This window comes from Campylobacter ureolyticus (assembly GCF_027277485.1).
GTDB classification, from domain to species: Bacteria; Campylobacterota; Campylobacteria; order Campylobacterales; family Campylobacteraceae; genus Campylobacter_B; species Campylobacter_B ureolyticus_B.
Genome location: NZ_JAPXGQ010000007.1, coordinates 1 through 23,235, shown reverse-complemented (window position 1 = coordinate 23,235; position 23,235 = coordinate 1). Strand labels below are relative to the sequence as shown.

Genomic DNA, 23,235 nt, shown 5'->3' with positions numbered 1-23,235 from the left:
AAATTTAGTATCTTTTTTCAAGCACTTTTAAGATATGTTTCATAAGCTCCAAACCCCTGCTTCTATGTGAAATTTTAAGTTTTGTTTCTTTGTCAATTTCACCAACAGTTTTATTAAATCCATTTGGAATAAACATAAAGTCATACCCAAAACCGTTATTTCCTCTTTCTTCATTTATGGCAAATCCATGCATGAATCCATGAGTTGTATAATCTCCAAATTTTGAAGATATTGCAATACAGGCTGTGTAAAATGCTGGTGTTTTGCTTAAATTTAAAGCATTTAATTCATTTATTAGTTTTGTTCTATTGCTTTGATCTGTTGCGTTAATGCCAGAAAATCTAGCTGAGTAAATTCCTGGTTTTCCACCTAAAACAGGCAATGAAATTCCACTATCATCACTTAAAGTAATAAAATCATTAATTTGCTTTTTATCTAATGCATTAAAAATAGCCTTTGACTTAATAAGTGCGTTTTCTTTAAAAGTTTTTCCAGTTTCTTCTATCTCAAAAGGTGTTAAAATTTCATTTAAAGCATAAATTTCATAAGTTTTTAAAAAATCTTTTATCTCTTTTACTTTGTCCATATTGTGCGTTGCTAGGATTATTTTCATAAATTTATTCCTTTTTTAAAAAAATAAGTTCTAATTTTATCTAAATTTTTAATTCATTTTAAGAGTTATGATAAAATAGGCGTTTTTAATTTAAGGAAATTATATGTTAAAAACTGTTTTGTCGCTATCATTTGTTGTTGGAAGTAGGTTTTTTGGACTTTTTATAATACTTCCAGTTTTTGGACTTTATGCTTCAAATTTAAACAATTCAAACACAATGCTTGCTGGAGTTGCGATAGGAATTTATGCGCTTATGCAGATGATTTTTCAAATTCCATTTGGTGCTATGTCTGATAAATTTGGTCGTAAAAATGTTATGAGTTTAGGGCTTGTTATTTTTATTATAGGTTCGCTTATTTGTGGTTTTACAAATGATATTTATTGGATGATTTTTGGTAGATTTTTACAAGGAAGTGGGGCAGTTGGATCTGTGGCTATTGCTATGATAAGTGATTTTACAAGTGAAGAAAAAAGAGGCAAAGCAATGGCGATAATGGGCATGATGATTGGCACTGCTTTTGGATTTTCGATGGTTTTAGGACCTTATTTAAGCGCAAGATATGGGCTAGGAGTTTTATTTCACATAAGCACAGCTCTAACGCTCATTTGTATTATTTTACTCTATACAACTGTGCCAGAAGAGATAAAAATTTCTTCACTTCAAAAAAAGGTTTCTATAATTGAAATATTAGTTCAAAAAGATTTAGCTTTGATGAATTTAACAAATTTTTTACAAAAAATGCTTTTAACAATGACTTTTTTTGTAATTCCAATTGTGCTTGTTACAAAACTTGGATTTATGGAAAAAAATCTTTGGATAGTTTATAGCATATCTATGGTTTTTGGCTTTATTGCTATGGGAATGGCTGGATTTATGGGTGAAAAAAGAGGGCTTTCAAAAATGATTTTACTTTTAGGGATTTCATTTTTTATATTCTCTTATGTTTGTTTTGTTGTGGCTAATTCTAAAACACCTTTTATAATAGGGGTTATTTTATTTTTCATAGGCTTTAATATGCACGAGCCAATTATGCAAAGTGCGGCATCAAAATTTGCAAAATCAGACCAAAAAGGAGCGGTTTTAGGTGTGTTTAACGCAGCTGGATATTTTGGAACATTTGTAGGTGGAATTGGCGGTGGTGTCATGCTGGAAAATCTTGGCATTCACTATTTAGCTGCTATAATTGCAATAATTTGTATAATTTGGTTTTTACTTTTAATAAGCCTTACAAATCCAGCAAATTTTAAAAATATTTATCTAAAAAATAGTGAAAATTTTGATTTAAGTAGTCTTGAAAACAGAGTTGGATTTATAGAGGCTTATAGAAAAAATTCTGAAATTGTGGTGAAGTTTAATAACAAATTTATAGGCGAAAATGATGTTAAAAAAGCTCTTAATATAAAGGAGTAAAATGGCTAAAATAAATGGTGTAATTTATGCTGTTTGGTGTTTTTTAAGTATAGCAGTTGTTGTTATTTTATTTTATATAGTTCCTAAAAAAAACTATAAAATTCGTAAAATTTGGGCAAAAATTCAAAGATTTGTAATTGGCTATAAAATAGAAAAAATTGGCGAATTTGATGAAAAAGTAGATATGATTTTACTAAATCATAAAAGCATGCTTGATATTATCATTTTAGAAGAAATTTATCCTAAAAACCTAGCTTGGGTGGCAAAAAAAGAAATCGGAGATTTACCATTTTTTGGTAAAATTCTAAAAACTCCAAAAATGATAGAAGTAGATAGAAAAAATAGCCGCTCAATTGTCTCTCTTATAAAAGATGTAAAAGATCGCCTAAAAAGTGATAGAGTTATTGCTATTTTTCCAGAAGGAACAAGAGGGCGTGGCGAAAAAATGCTTAAATTTCAAGATGGCGCAAAAGTTTTAAGCCAAAAACTAAACCTTAAAATTCAGCCAATTGTTTTAAAAGATACGCTTTATAATTTTGATGTAAAAGAAGTTAAGATAAGAAGTGGAAAAATAAAAGTAAATTGCCTTGAAATAATTGACTTAAGTAAGCCACAAGATGAAAACTGGTATAAAAATTTGCATGAAGTTATGCAAAAAACTTATGATGAGATGTAAAAATGAGCTTTAAACTTTTGCTTTTAGTAGGATGTGGTGGGTTTTTAGGTGCTATTTTAAGATTTTTAATTAGTGCATTTTGCTTTAAATTTATGTCATTAAATTTTCCCTATGCAACATTGATAGTAAATGTGCTTGGTGGATTTTTAATAGGATATTTTACAAAAATGGGATTAAATTTAGAGTTAAAAAGCTTTTTAATAGCTGGATTTTTAGGAGCGCTTACTACTTTTTCAACTTTTAGTGTAGAAAACATAAGCCTACTTCAAAATGCCAAATATGGATTATGTCTTTTAAATGTAAGTTTAAGTTTAGTGCTTTGTTTTGGAGCTTGTTATTTAGCCTTAAAATTTAGCTAAAAAAGTTAAGCTACTTTTTTCTTTTTTGTGTCTTTTTATATTTTCCAAGTAAAAAATAAATCGGACACAATTCACTAACACCGCTTATTAGCGGTATCAAACCTAAAAAACACCACCAAGTTGGATTTATGAGTCCAAAAATTAGCAAAATCAAAAACCCCAAAGTTATTCTTAAAACTCTATCTATAATATTCACAAATCCCACCTTTTATAAATAATTTAAAAATTATAGCCAAATTTAAGCTTATTTTATATAAAATGATAAGTTATAATAATTTTTAAAGGCATTAAGTTGAAAAAAATAATAATTGTTTTATTTGTTGTGGTTTTAGCCATTTTTGGTTATGCGGTATTTGCTTCTGTGGATTCAAAGGATGTTTTAACTAAAAAGATCAATTGTGTTTTTAATAAAGAAAAAAGTTGCTATGATTTAGGAGTTCACTTTTTGGAAGATAAAACTTATGATTTAAACTCTTCGATTATGTTTTTTGATAAATCATGCAATCTTAATAACCCACTTGCTTGCAATCACTTAGGATATATTTATCAAATTGGTGCGGCAAATAAACCAGATATTAATAAAGCAAAAGAGTATTATCAAAAAGGTTGCGATAAAGGTCTTGCGTTAGCTTGTAACAATAACGGTTATCTTTATGAATCAGTTGATAAAAATCTAAAAAAAGCTTTAGAGTATTATAATAAATCATGCGATCAAAACAATACTTTTGCTTGTAACCGTGCGGGCATTATTTATCAAGGCGATGAAAAAGACTTGGTAAAATCAATAAATGCTTTTATAAAATCTTGCAATAACGGGGATCCAACAGGTTGTAATAACTTAGCAGTGTTTTATCAAAATGGCGTTGTTGTTGAAAAAAATTTAAATTTAGCTGCTGAGCTTTATGCAAATTCATGTGAGGCAAAAAACTACACAGCTTGCAATAATTTAGCTATTTTTTATCAAAATGGTATTGGTGTTGAGCAAAATCCAGCAACTGCAATTAAATTATATGATTTAGCTTGCGCAAATAATGAGGGCTATGCTTGTTCAAATTTAGGATATTTGGTTCAAAACGGCATAGGAATTGAACAAAATATCGAGCTTGCTTTAAATCTATACCAAAAATCTTGCCAACTTGGCAATGAAACTGGTTGTAATATGCTTAATAGCCTAGCGCAAGCAATAGAAGAGTTTAAAAAACAAAATAGAACTCAATCAAATCCTGGAACTAAAGAAGAGTCAAGTCCAGCAATTGTCAGATAAGACTGTTATAATTGGCGGTGGAGTAGGCGGGCTATTTTTAGCCGCGCTTTTAAACTCCACCAACATAACTATTTTAGAGAAAAATTCATCACTTGGCAAAAAACTTCTTGCAAGTGGTGGAGGAAAATGCAATATCACAAATGAAAATATCTCTTTTAAAAAAGATTTATTAAAGTATTATCTTGGTGATAAAAACTTTATAAATCAAATCATTTCAAAATTAAACTATTTAGAAGTTTTGGAATTTTTCAAACCTTTAAAATTTGAAAAAGTAAAAAACTCGCAATTTTTTTGCAAAACTGGTTCAAAAAGTGTTTTAAATCATCTAAAAAGTAAAATTACAAATCCAAAAATTTATTTAAATACCGAAGTTTTTGATGTTGTAAAAAATGATGATATTTTTAAAATTTATACAAATAATGGAAATTTTGAATGTAAAAATTTAATAGTAGCAAGTGGTGGATTAAGCTGTCAAAATCTAGGAGTTAGTGATATAGGATATAAAATAGCTTCTAAATTCAACCATGAAATCTCTACTTTAAATCCAGCATTGGTTGGTTTTAGCGTTCAAAAAGATGAGTTTTGGTTTAAAAAAATAAGCGGAGTTTGTTTTAGCGCTAAGGCAACAATACTTCAAAATAATAAAGTTTTAAGTGGTGATTTGCTTTTTACTCATCGTGGCATTAGTGGGCCTTTGATGATGAATGCTTCACTTTTTTGGCAAAAAGGAAAAATAAGCATTAATTTTTTACCAAATTTTGATTTTTATAAATTTAAAAACTCAAAAAAACAAATCACTTCTATTTTACCATTGCCAAAAAGTTTTATTAAAGAGTTTTTAAAAAATTCAAATTTAGAAGATAAACAGTTTTTTAACCTCTTAGATTTGGAATTTCAAACTTTAAAAAAACTGCAAAACTATGAGTTCTCGCCTGCTGGAAATTTTGGATATAGTAAAGCTGAGATAACAAAAGGTGGGATAAAAACTGATTTTATAGATGAAAATTGCCAAAGTAAGCTTGTAAAAAATCTTTATTTTATAGGCGAAGTTCTTGATGTTGGTGGAATGATAGGAGGATTTAATATCCATTTTGCATTTGCTTGTGCAAAAGCTGTGGCAAATTACTTGAAAAATTAAGTTTTTATTTAACTGTTTTTAACATAGGTTAAAATTTTAATATCCATTGTAAAAGTAGTGCCCAAGTCCTATTGTGAAGATAAAATTTCCATAAAGAGAGTGCTCTACCCAGCAAAGTAGGGTTGAGTTTGATTTTAAATAAGTTTTTATAAATAAAATTCCACCAAAAAAACTAAAAACAACAGCTATTAAATTTCCATAAAGCAGATGCACAAGAGCAAATATTAAAGCATTTATAAAAATAAATAAATTTTTATTTTTAAATAAATTAATATATCTTAACGTAAAAAATGTCCTAAATATGATCTCTTGAAAAAATGCTGATAAAATGGGGTAAAACAGCATTACTAAAATCCAGATATTTATTCTTTGTTTTGGTAGAAATAAAAAACTATTTCTTGAGAAAGCAAAAGTAAAAATAGTTAAAAAAATTGATAAAATTAAAAATCTTTTAAAAATATCTTTAAACTCATCAAATTTAAAACCTTTAAAAAGATTTAAATTTGCTTTTTTTATATGATAAAGTGCATATAAACTCCCAAGCCAAAGGACAAAAAACATATAATTTTTTGGCAAAATTTGCAGCATAAAAAGAGTTGGAATGAGTAAAAATATTATTAAAAGTTCAATATATAAAAAAACTTGTTTCATCAAAGCATCTTTAAAACTTTTACAACATCACCTTTTTTATATCCATTTAACTCTTTTGGGATAACTAAAAGTGCAGCTTCATTATTTAAGTTATTTACAATTGCACTTGAGCCATCTTTTTTGCCTTTTAAATTTACTCTTAAAACTCCGTTTTCATCAACGCTCAAATTACATGTGCTAAATTCTAAAAATGGTGATTTTTTTATATATTCTTCATCTAAAACTGCATTTATATAGTGGTTTTTTGATGCGTTAAAAAAACTTTCAATTAAAATTCTTACATATAAAATGCACATTACCATTGCAGAAAATGGAAATCCAGGGAGTGCAAATATATATTTATCGCCTGTTTTAGCTATTTTAATATGGCGTCCGGGCTTTATAGCTGCACCATTTATTAAAATTTGACAATTTTTGCTTAAAACTTCTTTTACAAAGTCAAAATCTCCCATGCTAACGCCACCTGTTGTAATTAAAATATCACAAAAATTAAGTGAATTTAAAATTTCATTTTTTACTGCATTTTCTTCATCTTTTACAAGTGGTAAAATTATTGGCTCACATCCCATTAATTTTAGCATTGAAGCGATTGCTATGTGGTTTGAGCTTCTAATTTGAGCATCATTTTCAATCATTTCGCCAAGATCTTTTATCTCGCTTCCACTAGATAAAACGCAGACTTTTGGCTTTATAAAAACACTTATATGAAATTCGCCAAGTTCTGCTAGAAGGGCTATTTCAGAATAGCTTAGTTTTGTACCTTTTTTTATTAGAACTTCACCTTTTTTATAGCTTTCACCAATTTTTCTAATGGCAAAACCTTTTTTAACTGGCTTTAAAATTTCTATAAAATCATCATCTACCTTTACATTTTCAACAGGCACTAAAGTATCGCTATTTTCAGGCATTAATGAGCCTGTAAATGTTTTAATGCATTCATTTTCTTTTAGACTAGAAATTTCAAATTTTCCAGCTGGATTGCTTCCTAGAATTTTAAATTTTTTATTATTTTCATCAAATTTGATTGCATATCCATCCATGGCTGAGGTTTTAAATTTTGGATAGTTTTCTTTTGCAATGATATCGGTTGCAATATAGCGGTTTAGAGCATTTGTTATAGTAACTTTTTCTATTCTATTCCAAGGAATTATATTTTTTTTTAAAATTTCAAGAGTTTTATCATAATCCATAAATTCCATTTTATTCCTTTAAAAGTCCTGCGCCAACTAATTTAAAAGAGCGATTTTTAGCATAAATTCGCTCACTATTTTTAACATCATATTTCCAAATAGGGGCATTTGCCTTAAAGTCTTCAACAAAATCATTAATAAGTTTTAAAGCAAGTTTTCTTTGTTTTGAAGCTACTGCTGTAAAATACGAGCTTTCGCCAACTTTTACATCACCAAAAGAGTGAGCAAAAAAGAGTTTTACGCCATCATTTTTTAATCTTTCTTGCCAATCGCCAAACCAATTTTGTAAAAGCGCTTCATAAATATCAAAGCTAAGTGCTTCAACACCATCATCATCTCTAATAATTCCACTAAAAGTTATAAAAGCACCTAAATTTTTATCTTTTATTTCATTGTACCATTTTTTATAAAGAGCGTTTGTATCAAGCCCACCTTTATAAATTTCTATTTTTTTCATAAAATTCCTTTTAGCATTATAGTTTTATCCACCACAAACTGGTGGTAAAATCGATACTTTATCTCCATTTTTAAGCTCTTTATCTAGGCTATTTATTATCTCATCATTTATGGCAACTGCCGATATTTCAAGCCACTTTTTTAAACTTTCATCTTTGTTTAAAATTTCTTTTAACTCAGCTAAATTTGAAGCTTTAATCTCTAAATCATCTTTTTTTATAGGACCTAAAAATTCAACCCTTATCATTAAATTTCCTTTTTAAATTTTTAAACTCATTTTATCAAAAGTTAATAAATTCATATATAATAGTTTAAAATTTTAAAAATCAAAAGGCACAAAATGAACATTAACGATATCAAAACACCAGCTTATGTCTGCTATCTCCCAAAGCTCATTAGCAATTTAGAAATCTTAAAAAGTGTTGGCGATGAGAGTGGGGCAAAAGTGCTTTGTGCATTAAAAGGTTTTGCATTTAGCTTAGCAATGCCCTATGTTGATAAGTACCTTTGGGGAGCAACTTGCAGCGGACTACATGAGGCTAAATTTGCAAAAGAGTTTATAAAAAATGGCGAAATTCACACCTATTCACCAGCTTTTAAAGATGAAGATTTTGATGAGATTATGCAAATTTCAAATCACATTGTCTTTAACAGCCCAAATCAAATTTCAAAATTTAAACAAATCGCGCTTGATAAAGGCATAGAACTTGGACTTAGGATAAATCCAGAAAGCTCTTTTTCGCCAAAAGATATCTACAATCCTTGTGCTAAATTTAGCCGCCTTGGAACAACAAAGGCAAATTTACTAAAAGCTCTAAAAGAGGATAAGAGTTTGCTTGATGGCATTAGTGGACTTCATTTTCACGCACTTTGTGAAGAAAGCAGCCAAAGTCTAAAAAAAGTTTTGGATAAATTTAAAGCTGATTTTGGCGAATTTATCCATGGGGTAAAATGGGTAAATTTTGGCGGTGGACATCACATAACTAAAAAAGGTTATGATATAAAACTTCTTATAAATTTGATAAAAGAGTTTAAAGATGAGTTTGGTGTCGATGTTTATTTAGAGCCAGGCGAGGCTGTTGGCTGGGAGTGTGGGGACTTGATAAGTTCTGTTTTAGACATCGTTGAAAATGAGAAAAATATCGCTATTTTGGATACTTCAGCCGAAGCTCACATGCCAGATACCGTGCTTATGCCTTATCGCCCAGCTGTTGTGGGTGAGAAAAAAAGCGCTAAGTTTGAGTATAGATTTGGTGGAAATACCTGCCTAGCAGGAGACATTGTAGGGCTTGAAGAAGGAGATGCTGATTATAAATTTGACAAACCTTTAAAGGTTGGTGATAGGATTATATTTAAAGATCAAATTCACTACACTATTGTAAAAAACACAACATTTAATGGCATAAAGCTACCTGATTTGGTTTTGGTTGATGAAAACGGAGATGTTATAAAAAAAATAGAGTTTGGATATGAGGAGTATCGTCGTAGAAATTAAATTTACAAAAATAGCCAAATTTATATAAATTTGGCTATTTTACCTTTAAGAAAAAAATAAAATTTTACTTAAATTATAGCTTTTATCAATTTAATATAAATTTTATAAATTAATTTAAAAACTTAATAAAACAGATAAAAGAATAATTATATAACCACAAATATCTAGTTTATAAGCTATCAAAGAAAAACATTAAAAGAAATATTCAAAAATAGCATATTTAAGTTAATTTTAATTTTAAAATCTAATTTTATTTTTTATGAAACAAAAAGAATAATTTTGATAAAGTTACTTATGAATAAATATTTTTAAAGGCAATTTTTATGGAAAATGAAATTTTGGATGCAAGAATTTTTTATTATTCGTTATTTTCCAAATTTTTCGTTTTTAGTTATGAGAGCGATAGATTTGAAGGCGTAAAAGAGGCTTTAAATTTGCTTTTAAATTATGCTATTGATGAAAAAAGTGCAATTTCACTTAAAAATTTGGCAGAAAATTTTGATGAAGAGCTTCTAATAACTGAGTATGATGATATTTTTCACTCACCTCCAAGTCCTGTAAGAACTACAGTAAGCTATTATAATGAGGGATATGAAAGCTCACTTAGTTGTTTAGAGATAAAAAAAATATTAGCTAAAACCAAATTTAGAAAAGATGGCGTTAAATTTATTGAAAATGAGGATAATTTTGGGTTTTTATTTGTTTTGATGAGTGAGTTTATAAAATTTGGAAAATCAGAAGATGAAAATTATTTAGAGTATGCAAAAGAAATTTTTACCAAATTTTTAAATCCTTTCATTGATGAGTTTATAGGTGCTATTTATATTCATAAAAGTTCAAATTATTATAAAGATGTTGTAAATTTGCTTATGAGTTTTGTTGGGCTTGAAAGAATTTTTTACGGTACTTCAAAGCCAATCTTACATAAAGAGATAAAAGTTAAAAACAATCTTTCAAGATCTGAAAAAATAAGACGAGAAGTCAATAAGTTGAAAAGAAGTAGAGGTAGTAGAGATGGATTCTAAAAGAAGAGATTTTTTAAAAAAATCAGCTATTAGTGCAGCTGTTGGAGTTGGCGCAGTTGGCGCTTTAGAGGCTAGAGAGCCAAGTAAAAAGATAAAAAATAATAGTGGTAAAAAACCTGAAATTTTATACCAAGAAACCAAAAGTTGGGAAATTTTTTATAAAAATTCAAAGTAAATAAGGAGGTAAAATGTCGCAAGTTGATATACAAAGTCCAAAAATTGGACGAAGGTCATTTTTAAAAATGGCAGCATTATCCGGCGCTTTAGCTGGTGCTTCAACTTTAAGTTCAGCCAAAGCTACTAGAGAAGCAACAAGTGATGAACTTTCAAATCCATATCCTGGATCTAAAAAAGTAAGAACTGTTTGTACAGCCTGTTCAGTAGGTTGTGGAATAATAGCTGAGGTTTTAGATGGTGTTTGGATTAGGCAAGAAGTTGCTGAGGATCATCCATTTAGCGTTGGTGGGCACTGCTGTAAAGGTGCTGACATGGTTGATATGGCAAGATCATCAGTTAGGCTTAAATATCCAATGGTAAAAGAAAATGGAAAATGGAAAAGGATAACTTATAAAGAAGCTATTGAAAATATTGGTGCTCAACTAAAAAAATATATGGATGAAAATCCAGAACAAACTATGTTTATTGGCTCAGCCAAAATGAGTAATGAGCAAGCTTATTATATCCGCAAATTTGCGGCAATGTATGGAACAAACAATATAGATCATCAAGCTAGAATTTGACATAGTGCAACAGTCGCCGGTGTGGCGAATACTTGGGGTTATGGCGCTATGACAAACTCACTTAATGATATAGCCTTTTCAAAAGCTATAATTATATTTGGAGCAAATCCAGCAGTTAATCATCCTGTTGGCTTTAGACATTTTTTAAAAGCAAGAGAAAATGGTGCTGTTATGATAACTATAGATCCTAGATATACTCATACAGCTGCAAAAAGTGATTATTTTGCTCAAATTAGACCAGGAACAGATATAGCTTTTATATATGGAATGCTTCACATAATATTTAAAAACGGTTGGCAAGACAAAGAGTTTATAAATAATCGTGTTTATGATATGGAAAGCATTGAAAAAGAGGCTTTAAAATGGACTCCTGAAGTTGTTGAAGATGTAACTGGAGTAAAAAAAGAAACTTTATTAAAAATTACAGAAGTTTATGCTAAAAATCGCCCGGGAACACTTATTTGGGCTATGGGTTTAACGCAACATACAATAGGTACATCAAACACAAGACTTGCTCCTATTTTACAATTAGCTCTTGGAAATGCAGGTAAATCAGGTGGTGGATGCAATATTTTAAGAGGACATGATAATGTTCAAGGCGCAAGCGATGTAGGTTGTTTGAGTGAAAATTTACCAGGATATTATGCATTAAATGAAACTAGTTGGAGACATTATGCAAACGTTTGGAAAGTGGATTATGAGTGGCTAGTATCACGCTTTGTAAGTAAAGAAATGATGCATAAAAGTGGCTTTACTCTTTCAAGGTGGTGGGCAGGTGTATTAAATGGTAAAAATGGAAATGATAAAATTCACAATGCAAACACTAGTTTAAAAGCACTTGTTGTAATGGGCAATGGTATAACATCAACTGCTCAACAAGTAAAAGTTCAAGAAGGACTTGATAATTTAGAGCTTTTAGTTATAACTGATCCTTTTGTAAATGAGGCTGCTGTTATAACAAATAAAAAAGATAATATTTTTATTCTTCCAGCTGCAACTCAATATGAATGTTCAGGCACCGTTGTAGCTACAAATAGAAGTGGTCAATGGAGATTTAAAGCAATTGAGCCAATGTATGAAAGTAAGCCTGATGAGTATTTTTTATTTGAACTTGCTAAAAAACTCGGTTTTTATGATGAGTATGTGAGATCTTTAGGCGACGGAAAAGGAAATTTCGAATGGCCGGAAGATGCAACAAGAGAACTAACTAATGGTTTAAAAAGCATAGGATATACTGGCTGGACTCCTGAAAGGCTTAAAAACCACACTCTTCATTGGGAGAAATTTGATAAAAAAACATTAAAAGGCTTTGATGAGTGCAAAGGTGAATATTATGGACTTCCTTGGCCATGCTGGACTACAAAACATCCAGGAACTCCAAATTTATATGATATAAGTAAACCTGTAATGGATGGTGGAATGGGCTTTAGAAATAATTTTGGTTTGGAACATAACGGCATTAGTCAACTTGCTATAGATGGACCTATTGGCTCACCAATAAATAAAGGCTATCCTCAAATAACAAAAGATAATATTGAAGAGATTTTAGGCATAACATTAACTGATGAAGAAAAAGAGAAAATGGGAAATTCTTGGAGTACTGATACAAGCAATATAATTGCTGAAAAATGCATGGAACAAGGTATTTCGCCTTATGGAAATGCAAGAGCAAGAGTAAGAGCTTGGAATTTTCCTGATGAGATTCCAATTCATAGAGAGCCACTTCATTCAAGAAGACATGATTTAGCTAAAAAATATCCAAGCTATGAGGATAAAACAGATCATTATAGAGTTGATACTAAATATAAAAGTGTTCAACTTGCTAAAGACTATAGTAAAGAGTTTCCTATAAATTTAATTACAGGAAGACTTGTAAATTTAAACGGTGCAGGTATGGAAAATAGAGCAAGTCATTTCTTAGCAAGACTTACGCCTGAAATGTTTTGTGATATAAATCCAAATTTGGCTAAAAAATACGGTATTAAAGATGGTGATATGATGAAAATTTCTAGCCCAGAGGGGACTTGGATAAAGGTAAAAGCTAGATTTACTTATGCGGTAAATGAAGTATCTGTACATTTGCCATTCCACTTTACTGGTGTAATGCAAGGAGTTGATATGTCTAAGAATTACCCAACTGGAACAAGGCCATATGCAATAGGTGAAAGTGCTAACACAGTTACAAATTATGGATACGATATATTTTGTCAAATTCCTGAAACAAAAGGCGGACTATGCCGCATAGAAAAAGCCTAAGGAGTAGTTTATGTCAAATACAAGAATGAAATTTTTATGTGACTTGGATAGGTGCATTGATTGTCATGGTTGCACGGTTGCGTGCGATAGCGGGCATGAGCTACCTCTTGATGTAAGAAGAAGAAGGGTTTATACTTTTAATGAGGGTGTTGTTGGTAAGGAGTATTCAGTTTCAATTGCTTGTATGCACTGCAGTGATGCTCCTTGTGCACAAGTTTGTCCAGTAAATTGTTTTTATATAAGAGATGATGGAATAGTTTTGCATGACAAAGACACTTGCATAGCTTGTGGATATTGCTTATATGCATGTCCTTATGGAGCACCACAATTTCCTAGGAATGAAACTAAATTTTTACCAAAAGGTGTTATGGATAAATGCACTATGTGTGCTGGAGGACCTGAAAAAACCCATAGTGATGATGAGTTTCATAAATATGGTCAAAACCGTATAGCAGAAGGTAAAGTTCCACTTTGTGCTGCTATGTGTTCTACAAAAGCACTTTTGGTTGGAGATAAAAAAGTTGTTGATAAAATCTATAACGACAGAGTTAAGCTTAGAGGTTATAATACTGGATTTTTAGGAACATTGGATGAATATCCTGGAAATTCTTGGAAGTAGTTAGTTTTTTACAGAAAGTAAAATTTAGATTTATGGTGTATAATCAAATCTAATGTTTTTTAAAAGGTATAAAGATGAGAAAAATTTTTATTTTGCTTTGCTCTTTTGCTGGGCTTTTCGCATATAATGAAGAATTTAAAAAAGCAATTCAATATAATAGTAGTGTTTGGGGAAAAGCTAGGGTTGAAAATATAGACACTTATTACAACCATCCCTTTGCCGAATGGTTTGTTTGGCTTCAAAGTAGTGGTTTTTTTGCAAATTTAGCTTTATTTGCAATAATTGCTGTTTTAGTTGCTTTTGTTGGGCACTATACCATTGTAGGGCCAAAGTCGTTTTCACACGATCATGGTAAGGTTTATGCTTTTAATGTTATAGAAAGGCTTACTCATGCAGTTGCGGCACTTTCTTGGGTTATCCTTGTTCCAACTGGTATTATAATGATGTTTGGAGAAGAATTTGGTGGAGGATTTTTTGTAAGATTATGTAAAAATTTACATGGAATAGCTACTATTTTGTTCGCTATAGTTTTACCATATATGTTCTTTAAGTGGCTTTTTAGAATGCTTCCTGCAACTTACGATGCTAGATGGGCGATTATGGTAGGTGGATATCTATCAAAGAATAAAAAACCAATTCCAGCAGGTAAATTTAATCTTGGACAAAAAGCTTGGTTTTGGGTTTGTATGGGTGGTGGATTTGTTATGGTTATAACAGGTGCTTTGATGTATTTTTTAGATACACAAATTCCTGTAGCAAATGGCGCGTTTTTAGGAATGACACAAATAGATATTTTAAGATTAAGCGCTATCATCCATAATATTTTAGGTGCAGCATGTGCTGTATTTTTGCTTGTTCATATTTATATGGCAGTATTTTGCATAAAAGGCTCAATCCATGCTATTATAAATGGATATAAAGAAGAAGAAGAAGTTTATATACTTCATCATTATTGGTATCAAGAGCTTCTTAGAAAAGGCAAAATTAAACCTTCTGTTTTTGAAAAAGAATATACAAATTTAAAGCCAGTTAAATAAATGAACCCTATTGCTAATACTAAAATCATCAAAATTAAATCTTTTGAAAAGTTTGATTTTGATGATACCTTGGTAAGAGAAGCTAGGCTTAATATTTTTTTAAATGAGAAAAAAGTCATTTCATTAATGGCAACACCAACTGATGAAAAAGCCTTGGCCATTGGGTATTTAATAAGTGAAAATTTAATAAATTCAATTAATGAAATTTTAGATATTAAAATTGATAAAGATAGCGAATTTGAAGCAAATATTAAATTTAAAATTTTAAACCCAAATGATACAAATATAGAAAATTTACAAAAAAACTCATCTATAATAAGTGGTTGTGGGAGTGCAAAAACTGCAAATTCATTTTTGGATATGAAAGGTGAGGCTATAAAAAACTCTTCAGTTTTTAGTTCAAGTTTAATTTTATCAAGAATGAGTACTTTTTATACAGAGTGCGATTTATATGAAAAAACAGGCTGTGTTCATACTGCAAAACTTTTTATAAATGATAGTGAGTTTTATATAAGTGAAGATATAGCTCAGCATAATACTATAGATAAGGCCGTTGGCAAAGCTATTTTAAATAAAGCAAATTTAGAAAATTCATTTTTAATGGTAAGTGGAAGATTAAGTTCAGAAATGGTTGCAAAGGCTATAATGCATAAAATCCCACTTCTTGTTTCTAGAACTGCTGCCACATATCTAGGAGTAGTGTTGGCTAGAAAATTTGATCTTACACTTTGTGGTTTTGCAAGAGGAAACTCTATGAATATTTATAGTTTTGAAAAAAGGATAATTTAAAAATTTATGGAAGAGTTTATTCTAAAATTAGCAAATGAAGATAAAAAGTTAAGCTGTGCAGCTGCTTTTAAAATAGCCAAAGAGCTAGATATTGATATATTAGAAGTTGGAAAAAAAGCCGATGAAATGGGTATAAAAATTTCTAATTGTGAGCTTGGGCAATTTGGTAAATTTAAACATGATACTCAAAAAGATGATATAGATATCTTCTTAAAAATCAAACCTTTTTTAGATGAAAAAAATAGAATTAACTGCATGGAAGCAAGAAATATAGCTAAACAAACAAAAGGATTTAAGGCTATAAGAGGTGTTTTAAAAAGTCATAAAATAGATGTTAAATATTGTAAATTAGGTTGTTTTAAAGAAAAGAAAGGAAAAAAAGTGGTTGTAAAAACTAAAATTTGGATAGAAAATAGTGATGGAGAGCTTCTGTTTGGTAAGGGTAAAACCGAGGTTTTAGATGTTATTGATCAAACTGGTAGCATAAAAAAAGCTGCAGAATTATTAGATATGAATTATAAAAAATGTTGGAATCATCTGAAAATTTTAGAAAAAAACTTTGACAATGAGCTTTTTGAGACAAAACCAGGTGGTGGAAAAGGAGCAGGAACTTCGCTAAAACCAAAAGCTCATGAACTTATGAAAGCTTATAAGCAACTACAAGCAGATATAGAGGAATTTTCTAATAAAAGATTTAAAGAGCTTTTTTTAAATAAATAAAACTTAACAAAGATTTGATATAATTAACCTTAGCTTTGAGTTCAAAGAAAACTTTATATAAAAAGGAAAAATTATGAAAATTGATTGTAAAAATTTAGAGTGTCCAGCTCCTTTAATAAAAACAAAAGAGGCGTTAGAAAGTCTTAAAATAGGTGAAAGTTTAGAAATTTTAGTAAATAGCATTCCTCCAAGAGAAAATATTAAAAGATTTTTAAACACAAATGAGCTTAGCTGTGAAATAAGTGAAAAAAATGGCGAAACTTTGATAAAGACTATAAAAACAAAAAATCTAATTTCAACATCAACAGATGGTTATAACTGTGAAATTTCACCCCAAAAGAGAAAAAAAGTTATATTTTTAAACGAAGATAGAACTGGAAGTGGCGAGGTTGGTAAAAATTTATTAAGCAAATTTTTAGGTGCTATTTTAAATTTAGACAATAAGCCAGTTGCTATAATTTGTGTAAATAATGCTGTTTTTATGACTACAGATAGATCACATGTTAGCTATCAAGTTCTTAAAAAACTAGAAGAAAATGGAATTAAAATTTATAGTTGTGGAAGTTGTCTTGAGGCTTATAAATTAGTTGATAAGTTAAGCATCGGCGAGATTACAAATGCCTATGAGGTAATGCAAATGTTAAGCGAATTTGAAGTGATAAAGCTTTGAAATATAGAAATTTTAATTTGACAAAATTTGTAAAAGCTGCTGGTTGAGCCGCTAAAATAGACCCGGCGGGTCTTAACAAAAGTTTAGAGGGCATAGTGGAAAAAAGCAAGTTTTTACTATCAAATACGACGAATAATGAAGATGCGAGTGTTTTTAAACTAACAGATGATATAGCCATTGTCCAAACGCTTGATTTTATAACGCCTGTTGTTGATGATCCATTTGTTTTTGGCGAGATTGCAGCTGCGAATTCTTTAAGTGATATTTTTGCTATGGGAGCAAAGCCACTAAATGCACTAAATATAGTAGGTTTTGATAGTTGTCATTTTTCAAGTGAAATTTTAGCTGAAATTTTAGCTGGCGGAAAGAGCAAAGTTATTGAATGCGGTGCAGAGATTGTTGGTGGACATAGTATAGAGACACCTGAGATGTATTATGGCTTAAGTGTTACTGGCAAGGTCCATCCAAATAAATTTTGGAGCAACAATACCTCTAAAATAGGAGATTTGCTAATCTTAACTAAGCCTCTTGGAATGGGTATTTTAAGCACTGCAATTAAAGGCGATATGTTAAATTTAGATGAGATAAAAGAGGGTATTTTTCACATGACTCAGCTAAATTTTTATGCTCTAAATGCCCTAAAAGGCTTAAAAGTAAATGCTTGTACCGATGTTACTGGTTTTGGACTTTTAGGACATGCAAGTGAAATGCTTAACGATGAAATTTCCATTTCATTTTATAAAGATAAAATTCCTATTTTAAACGAAGCCATAAAGTGTGCAAATTTAGGTTTAATTCCTGGTGGGGCTTATAGAAATTTAGAATTTGCCAAGAAATTTACAAATATCAAGCCTGATATAGTGCTTTGCGATCCACAAACAAGTGGTGGACTTTTGATAGCAGTTTGTAAAAAAGATGCAAAGATAGCTTTAACAAATTTAAAAAACGCAGGTTATGAAAACTCTCAAATCATTGGTGAAACAGTCCCTAAAAAAGAGTTTGATATATATATTTAATTAATAAAATTTTTAAATTTATATGCTTTTTATTTAAAATAAAATATAATTAAGCTACGAAAAAAAGGATATATTATGAAAAAAGTATTAGTAGCGATTTTATTTATAATTTTAGTTTTGGCAGGTGTTTTTTGGATAGTAAGTTCAAAAACAACAGATAAAATAGCTAATGAATATATAAGTAGCTTTAACATGAATATGCCAAAAGAATTAGATGTTAAGCACTCTTATACAAAAGAAGCAGGGATTTTACATATTGTAAGTGATATAAACTATACAAAAGAGTTTTTAAATAAAGAGTTTTTAAATATCTTTGATGATGATTTTATTATAAGGATTAAAGTTGATATTCAAAATTCAGTTTTAAATTTAATCAAAGGATATGAAGCTAGTGGGACAATGGAAGCGCTTAGTTATCAAGATGAAATTAAAAAACTTTTTAATTCAACAAAGTTTTTGAAATTTACACTTAAAGGTGATAAAAACTCTTTGCATAATGGAAAATTTATTTTAAATGAGATAAATTTTAAAGATGATGATGGAAAAATTCATGCAAGTGAGTTTGTTTTAAATATGAATTTTAAAAAAAATCTTTTAAAATCTTTAACTCTTACTCAAAAAGGCTCTAGTCTTAATACAGATGAAATTTATGCAAGTTATGATGAACTGTTTTTTGAATACAACTATGATAAACCATTTGATATAAATGAAATTCTAACCCACATAGCAAATTCAAACTCAAATAGTTCTATTAAAAATTTAAAAATAAAATTTGATGATTTTGATTTTTTTGTAGCAAACATATCTCAAGAAGATAAAATAAATGATAATAATACTAAAAAATTTGAGTTTAATTCTATTTTAAATGCAAATGGAATCCAGATAAAATTTAATGATGAGCGTTTGCCAGTTGATAAATTTGGATATAACATCACGCTTGAAAATATCGGTAAAAGTTTTATAGATGAGGTTTTAAAAGCTGATTTTACAAAATTAAGAGATGATGAAATAGAAAAATTTGGGCTTGAGTTTTTAGCACAAAATCCTAAAATTTCAGTAAATAATTTCGGCTTTAATGATAGCGACGGTAAAAATTTTAATTTAAATTTAAAAGCTGGACTTGAAAATTTTGATGAAAGCAAGCTTTTGAATATTTTAAATTATGCTTTTTTAAATGGCGATTTAAAAGTATCTAAGAAATATTTTGAGCTATTTTTTGATGATTTAATGACAAAAGAAGAGATGTTTAAAGATGCTATCGTGGCCAGTGGAATTTTAAAAGATGAAAAAGATAGTTTTGTAACTAACTTTGTTTATGATAAATCAAAACTCGATATTATCGTAAATGACAATGTTAGTTTAATGGGGCTTTTTTTGGGTTTTCCACTTGGCTCGCTAGAAGTAGATGAAGATGACTTTAAGCAAAGTGTTTTAAATTTAAAAACTTTAGTTTTTGATATTGCTGCCTTTTATACATCCCAGGCTAAATTTGCAGTTGAAATTTCATATATGACAAATGTTAAAGTTGATGAAATTTCAAACTTACAAGCATTTTTAAAAGTTAAAGGTAAGAAATGTATAAAAATTTCTACAAAAGATAATAGTATTTTAGAAGTTTCAAGAGGCGATGATAAAGATGATGAAACTTGCATTGATTTTTATAAATTAGATGAGGTAAAAGAGCTTATAAAAGAGTATGATCTTACTAAAGAAATCGGGTATGAGTTCTATTAAACTTGCGTAGAAAAGTTTTTTAAGTTTTGTTTATCTTTTGTAGTGGTTTATAGTTATCAATATAGAGTTTTTGTGATTGTCGGCATAAGCAAAACTACTATATTATTTAACCCCCAAAATTTAGGGGATTAAAATTACAGATATCCAAACATGCTAGCAAAAATATAGCCAAAGATAGAAGATGTGATAACTCCAATCAGACCTGGGATTATAAAGCTATGATTTATAACAAATTTGCCAATATGAGTAGTTTCACTTCTATCAAACTGAATAGCTGCAAGATCGCTTGGATAAGTTGGAAGTATATAGTATCCATAGCAAGCCGGTGCAAAAGCTATTATAACTCCAAGTGGAACATCTATACTTATAGCAAGTGGAACAAAAGCACTAAGTGCAGCTGCTTGTGAGTTTACAAATTTAGAAATTAACAAAAGCATAACTGCATATGTCCAAGGATGCTCCATAACTACGGCTCCTAAGGTTTCTTTCAACATAGACATATGACTTGCAAACATAGTATCAGCCATCCAAGATATTCCAAAAACTGCAACCATTGCTACCATGCCTGATCTAAAAATGTCATTTTTGCTTATTTTGCTTGCATCAACTTTACAAAATATTAAGATAACTGAACCTGCAAGAAGCATAAAAATCTGAATAGTATCGGTCATGCTCATAGGTTTTAAAACACCTTTTGCATTTGTAAAGGCAGGGCGAAGCTCGCTAAAATATCCAACTATCGCAACTATAGCTATAGCGGTTAAAAATATCCACATTGCCATCCATTTTGTTTTTGATAGTTTTTGATCTAAAAGTGTAGCGTTGTCTCCATAGACATAGTTTTTAAATTCAGGATTTTTTAGCTTTTCTTGAAAAATTGGATCTTTATCAAGATCTTTTCCTCTAAACATACTAAATATACCAACAGCTAAAACGCCTATGTAGGTTGCTGGAATTGTTATTTTAAGTAAGTCTGTATAGCCATCGAAACTTGCTAGTGGGTGAGATGAGTCAAGCATAAAAGCAGTCAAAGTTACAACAGCAACAGAAACTGGACTTGCTATGATACCCATTTGGCATGCGATAGTGCTTGCAGCCATTGGTCTTTCTGGTCTAATGCCGTTTTTAATAGCAATGTCATAAATGATTGGCAAAACTGTATAAACAACATGTCCCGTTCCACAAAGAACAGTCAATGTGCAGGTTACAAAAGGTGCCAAAATACTTACATATTTTGGATTTTTGCGAAGAATTCTTTCAGCTATTTGAAGCATAACATCAAGACCACCACTTGCTTGAAGTGTAGCGCTTGCAACAACAACTGCTAAGATAGTAAGCATTACAGAAATTGCTGGTTTTCCAGGGGCTACCCCAAAACCATAAACTAAAACTATAAGTCCTATGCCTCCTAGCATACCAAGAGCAACTCCGCCTTTTTTAGCTCCATAGAAAAGACAGATCAAAACTATTAAAAGCTGTATAAAAAACTGAGTGCTATCACTTAGATTCATTAAAAAATCCATGAGTACTCCTTTTTAGAGTGAAATAATTTAAAATTATACTAATTGAACTATTAAGAAAAGTTTATATATTGCAAATTTCTTAAACCTTTATTAAAACAAATATATGTATAATAAGCAGAATTTATAATTTTTAAAAGGTAAAAATATGAAAATAATTCATTATAAAGATATAGTAGAAAACATTGCAAAACTTTGCAAGCAGGCTTGTTGTGTCGTAACACCGGACCTAAAACAAGCTTTTAAAAAAGCAAAAGAAGATGAGAAATCACCACTTGGCAAGAGTATAATAGGCACAATTTTAGAAAATGCCGATATAGCTGAGACAACTGGTATTCCATTGTGTCAAGATACAGGAATGAGCGTTGTATTTGTTGAGATTGGACAAGATGTAAGAATAGAAGGTGGCTATATAGAAGATGCCATAAATGAAGGTGTTGCCAAGGGATATACAGAAAATTATCTTAGAAAATCAGTTGTAAATGATCCAATCTATGAGCGTAAAAATACCAAAAATAATACTCCTGCAGTAATACACACAAGAATTGTAAAAGGTGATATTTTTAAAGTAAGGCTTGCACCAAAAGGCTTTGGAAGTGAAAATAAGAGCATGTTAAAGATGTTGGTTCCAGCTGATGGACTTGAAGGAGTTAAAAAGGTATTTTTAGAAGCTGTTGAGCTTGCTGGACCAAATGCCTGTCCTCCTTTGGTAATTGGTGTTGGAGTTGGTGGCACTATGGAAAAGGCAGCCTTAATGGCAAAATATGCAGCTGCAAGAGATGTGGATAGCAAAAATGAAGATTCAAGATATGCAAAGCTTGAAGATGAGCTTTTAGAGTTAGCCAACAAAACAGGCGTTGGACCGCAAGGGCTTGGCGGAACCAAAACAGCTGTTAAAGTAAATGTAGAGTGGTATCCAACCCACATAGCAGGACTTCCAGTAGCTATTAATATAAATTGTCACGCTGCAAGACATGCTGATTTTGAATTTTAAGGAGATAAAATGTCAGATGCTAAAAAAATAACTTCACCTCTAACTAAAGATGTCGTAAAAACTTTAAAAGCCGGAGATATGGTTTTGATAACTGGTACTATAATAGCAGCAAGAGATGCGGCACATAAAGCTTTAACCGAGGCTTTGAAAAATGGAGAAAAATTACCTGTAAATCTTAAAAATCAAACCATTTATTATGTAGGGCCATCTCCAGCACGCCCAGGAGATGCTATAGGATCAGCTGGTCCAACAACAAGTGGTAGAATGGATAAATACACTCCAACAATACTTGATCTTGGTGTAAATGCCATGATAGGAAAGGGCTATAGGAGCAAAGAAGTAGTCGAAAGTATGAAAAAAAATTGTGTTGTTTATATGGTAGCAATTGGTGGCACTGGAGCGTTGATAAGCAAAAGTATTAAAAAATATGAAGTTTTAGCCTATGAAGATTTAGGTCCTGAAGCTATTGCAAGACTTGAGGTTGTTGATTTTCCAGCAATTGTTGCAATAGACTGTGAAGGAAATGACTTTTACAAAGCAGGTCAAGCACCATATAAGAAAATTTAAATCAAATTTGGGTCAAATTTGGCCCAAATTTATAACTTTGCTTAAAATTTAAAACTACATCTATTTTATTTAAACTAATGCTACTATTTTACAAAAATCAAATTTAAAAAAGGTCAGAACTTAACAATTTTATAGATTTTAATCAATTTCCATAATTTCTAACTCTATTTTTTCATCTCCCCCAAATTTCTTCCAACATTTTCTCCCACTTTAATGAAACTTTAAGCTTTATGTTTGTATAATTTCATTTCCGTTTTACGAAAGACCTCTTAAACGAGTTGTTTAAACAGTTCTT

25 protein-coding genes are annotated in these 23,235 nt (G+C 30.1%); 18 read left to right on the top strand and 7 right to left on the bottom strand.

The window, feature by feature from the left end; all coding sequences use genetic code 11:
• Positions 1-4: 4 nt before the first annotated feature.
• A complete protein-coding gene (gene rdgB, locus O6B72_RS04900; protein ID WP_114675152.1) occupies positions 5-613 on the bottom strand; it encodes an RdgB/HAM1 family non-canonical purine NTP pyrophosphatase in 609 nt (202 codons plus the stop codon).
• 103 nt (positions 614-716) lie between these two features.
• On the opposite strand from rdgB, the gene O6B72_RS04895 reads away from it, so the two are divergent.
• From O6B72_RS04895 to crcB, 3 genes are read left to right on the top strand one after another with little or no spacing between them, the layout of a single operon-like run.
• Positions 717-2,024 carry an MFS transporter gene (locus O6B72_RS04895; protein ID WP_269492397.1) on the top strand — a complete coding sequence of 436 codons (1,308 nt, stop codon included), beginning with the start codon at positions 717-719 and terminating at the stop codon, positions 2,022-2,024.
• A gap of 1 nt (position 2,025) precedes the next feature.
• On the top strand, positions 2,026-2,700 hold the full coding sequence (locus O6B72_RS04890) for a lysophospholipid acyltransferase family protein (RefSeq protein ID WP_269492395.1): 675 nt from the start codon (positions 2,026-2,028) through the stop codon (positions 2,698-2,700).
• A gap of 2 nt (positions 2,701-2,702) precedes the next feature.
• Positions 2,703-3,059: a fluoride efflux transporter CrcB gene (gene crcB / locus O6B72_RS04885; protein ID WP_258298674.1), complete on the top strand. Its 357-nt coding sequence runs from the start codon at positions 2,703-2,705 to the stop codon at positions 3,057-3,059.
• Between the two features lie 10 nt (positions 3,060-3,069).
• On the opposite strand, the gene O6B72_RS04880 is transcribed toward crcB, so the two are convergent.
• Entirely contained in the window at positions 3,070-3,255 is a 186-nt protein-coding gene (locus tag O6B72_RS04880) for a YgaP family membrane protein (RefSeq protein ID WP_024961530.1), read from the bottom strand.
• Positions 3,256-3,351: 96 nt separating this feature from the next.
• Between O6B72_RS04880 and O6B72_RS04875 the strand changes: the two genes are divergently transcribed.
• Together O6B72_RS04875 and O6B72_RS04870 are read left to right on the top strand one after the other, a co-directional pair.
• Positions 3,352-4,323 carry a tetratricopeptide repeat protein gene (locus O6B72_RS04875; RefSeq protein ID WP_269492394.1) on the top strand — a complete coding sequence of 324 codons (972 nt, stop codon included), beginning with the start codon at positions 3,352-3,354 and terminating at the stop codon, positions 4,321-4,323.
• Entirely contained in the window at positions 4,313-5,461 is a 1,149-nt protein-coding gene (locus tag O6B72_RS04870; RefSeq protein ID WP_269492392.1) for an aminoacetone oxidase family FAD-binding enzyme, read from the top strand. The genes O6B72_RS04875 and O6B72_RS04870 overlap by 11 nt, the downstream gene beginning before the upstream one ends.
• A 36-nt stretch (positions 5,462-5,497) precedes the next feature.
• Here O6B72_RS04870 and O6B72_RS04865 read toward each other — a convergent pair whose 3' ends face one another.
• The 4 genes from O6B72_RS04865 to O6B72_RS04850 are packed head-to-tail and all read right to left on the bottom strand — an operon-like array spanning position 5,498 to position 8,005.
• Positions 5,498-6,112 carry a CPBP family intramembrane glutamic endopeptidase gene (locus O6B72_RS04865; RefSeq protein WP_114675155.1) on the bottom strand — a complete coding sequence of 205 codons (615 nt, stop codon included), beginning with the start codon at positions 6,110-6,112 and terminating at the stop codon, positions 5,498-5,500.
• The gene (locus O6B72_RS04860) at positions 6,112-7,311 is read right to left on the bottom strand and encodes a molybdopterin molybdotransferase MoeA (RefSeq protein ID WP_269492391.1); all 1,200 of its coding nucleotides are present in this window, start codon (positions 7,309-7,311) and stop codon (positions 6,112-6,114) included. Before O6B72_RS04860 ends, O6B72_RS04865 begins: the two co-directional genes overlap by 1 nt.
• A 1-nt stretch (position 7,312) precedes the next feature.
• Positions 7,313-7,759, bottom strand: a complete 447-nt coding sequence (locus O6B72_RS04855) for a molybdopterin synthase catalytic subunit (protein ID WP_269492389.1) — start codon at positions 7,757-7,759, stop codon at positions 7,313-7,315.
• A 24-nt stretch (positions 7,760-7,783) separates the two neighbouring features.
• Complete coding sequence (locus tag O6B72_RS04850) at positions 7,784-8,005, bottom strand: MoaD/ThiS family protein (RefSeq protein ID WP_114675158.1); 222 nt, start codon at positions 8,003-8,005, stop codon at positions 7,784-7,786.
• A 93-nt stretch (positions 8,006-8,098) separates the two neighbouring features.
• Here O6B72_RS04850 and nspC point away from each other — a divergent pair, with 93 nt between their 5' ends.
• From nspC to O6B72_RS04795, 11 genes are all read left to right on the top strand, one after another.
• On the top strand, positions 8,099-9,253 hold the full coding sequence (gene nspC, locus O6B72_RS04845; protein WP_269492388.1) for a carboxynorspermidine decarboxylase: 1,155 nt from the start codon (positions 8,099-8,101) through the stop codon (positions 9,251-9,253).
• A gap of 323 nt (positions 9,254-9,576) precedes the next feature.
• Complete coding sequence (locus O6B72_RS04840) at positions 9,577-10,278, top strand: TorD/DmsD family molecular chaperone (protein ID WP_269490070.1); 702 nt, start codon at positions 9,577-9,579, stop codon at positions 10,276-10,278.
• On the top strand, positions 10,268-10,453 hold the full coding sequence (locus tag O6B72_RS04835; protein WP_269479627.1) for a twin-arginine translocation signal domain-containing protein: 186 nt from the start codon (positions 10,268-10,270) through the stop codon (positions 10,451-10,453). Before O6B72_RS04840 ends, O6B72_RS04835 begins: the two co-directional genes overlap by 11 nt.
• A 13-nt stretch (positions 10,454-10,466) precedes the next feature.
• The gene (locus O6B72_RS04830) at positions 10,467-13,274 is read left to right on the top strand and encodes a formate dehydrogenase subunit alpha (protein ID WP_244078439.1); all 2,808 of its coding nucleotides are present in this window, start codon (positions 10,467-10,469) and stop codon (positions 13,272-13,274) included.
• Positions 13,275-13,284: 10 nt separating this feature from the next.
• The gene (gene fdh3B / locus O6B72_RS04825; RefSeq protein ID WP_024961519.1) at positions 13,285-13,893 is read left to right on the top strand and encodes a formate dehydrogenase FDH3 subunit beta; all 609 of its coding nucleotides are present in this window, start codon (positions 13,285-13,287) and stop codon (positions 13,891-13,893) included.
• 74 nt (positions 13,894-13,967) lie between these two features.
• Positions 13,968-14,930 carry a formate dehydrogenase subunit gamma gene (locus O6B72_RS04820; protein WP_269492386.1) on the top strand — a complete coding sequence of 321 codons (963 nt, stop codon included), beginning with the start codon at positions 13,968-13,970 and terminating at the stop codon, positions 14,928-14,930.
• Positions 14,931-15,719 carry a formate dehydrogenase accessory sulfurtransferase FdhD gene (gene fdhD, locus O6B72_RS04815; protein ID WP_156847737.1) on the top strand — a complete coding sequence of 263 codons (789 nt, stop codon included), beginning with the start codon at positions 14,931-14,933 and terminating at the stop codon, positions 15,717-15,719.
• A 6-nt stretch (positions 15,720-15,725) separates the two neighbouring features.
• On the top strand, positions 15,726-16,439 hold the full coding sequence (locus O6B72_RS04810) for a winged helix-turn-helix domain-containing protein (protein ID WP_156847738.1): 714 nt from the start codon (positions 15,726-15,728) through the stop codon (positions 16,437-16,439).
• A 73-nt stretch (positions 16,440-16,512) separates the two neighbouring features.
• The gene (yedF, locus tag O6B72_RS04805) at positions 16,513-17,109 is read left to right on the top strand and encodes a sulfurtransferase-like selenium metabolism protein YedF (RefSeq protein WP_024961516.1); all 597 of its coding nucleotides are present in this window, start codon (positions 16,513-16,515) and stop codon (positions 17,107-17,109) included.
• On the top strand, positions 17,106-18,125 hold the full coding sequence (gene selD / locus O6B72_RS04800) for a selenide, water dikinase SelD (protein ID WP_101636907.1): 1,020 nt from the start codon (positions 17,106-17,108) through the stop codon (positions 18,123-18,125). The genes yedF and selD overlap by 4 nt, the downstream gene beginning before the upstream one ends.
• Positions 18,126-18,200: 75 nt before the next feature.
• On the top strand, positions 18,201-19,859 hold the full coding sequence (locus O6B72_RS04795) for a YdgA family protein (RefSeq protein WP_269492384.1): 1,659 nt from the start codon (positions 18,201-18,203) through the stop codon (positions 19,857-19,859).
• 134 nt (positions 19,860-19,993) lie between these two features.
• On the opposite strand, the gene O6B72_RS04790 is transcribed toward O6B72_RS04795, so the two are convergent.
• On the bottom strand, positions 19,994-21,382 hold the full coding sequence (locus tag O6B72_RS04790; RefSeq protein WP_269492383.1) for an anaerobic C4-dicarboxylate transporter: 1,389 nt from the start codon (positions 21,380-21,382) through the stop codon (positions 19,994-19,996).
• Positions 21,383-21,527: 145 nt separating this feature from the next.
• On the opposite strand from O6B72_RS04790, the gene O6B72_RS04785 reads away from it, so the two are divergent.
• A complete protein-coding gene (locus tag O6B72_RS04785; RefSeq protein WP_269492381.1) occupies positions 21,528-22,373 on the top strand; it encodes a fumarate hydratase in 846 nt (281 codons plus the stop codon).
• 9 nt (positions 22,374-22,382) lie between these two features.
• Positions 22,383-22,940: a Fe-S-containing hydro-lyase gene (locus tag O6B72_RS04780; protein ID WP_258299223.1), complete on the top strand. Its 558-nt coding sequence runs from the start codon at positions 22,383-22,385 to the stop codon at positions 22,938-22,940.
• Positions 22,941-23,235: the final 295 nt, after the last annotated feature.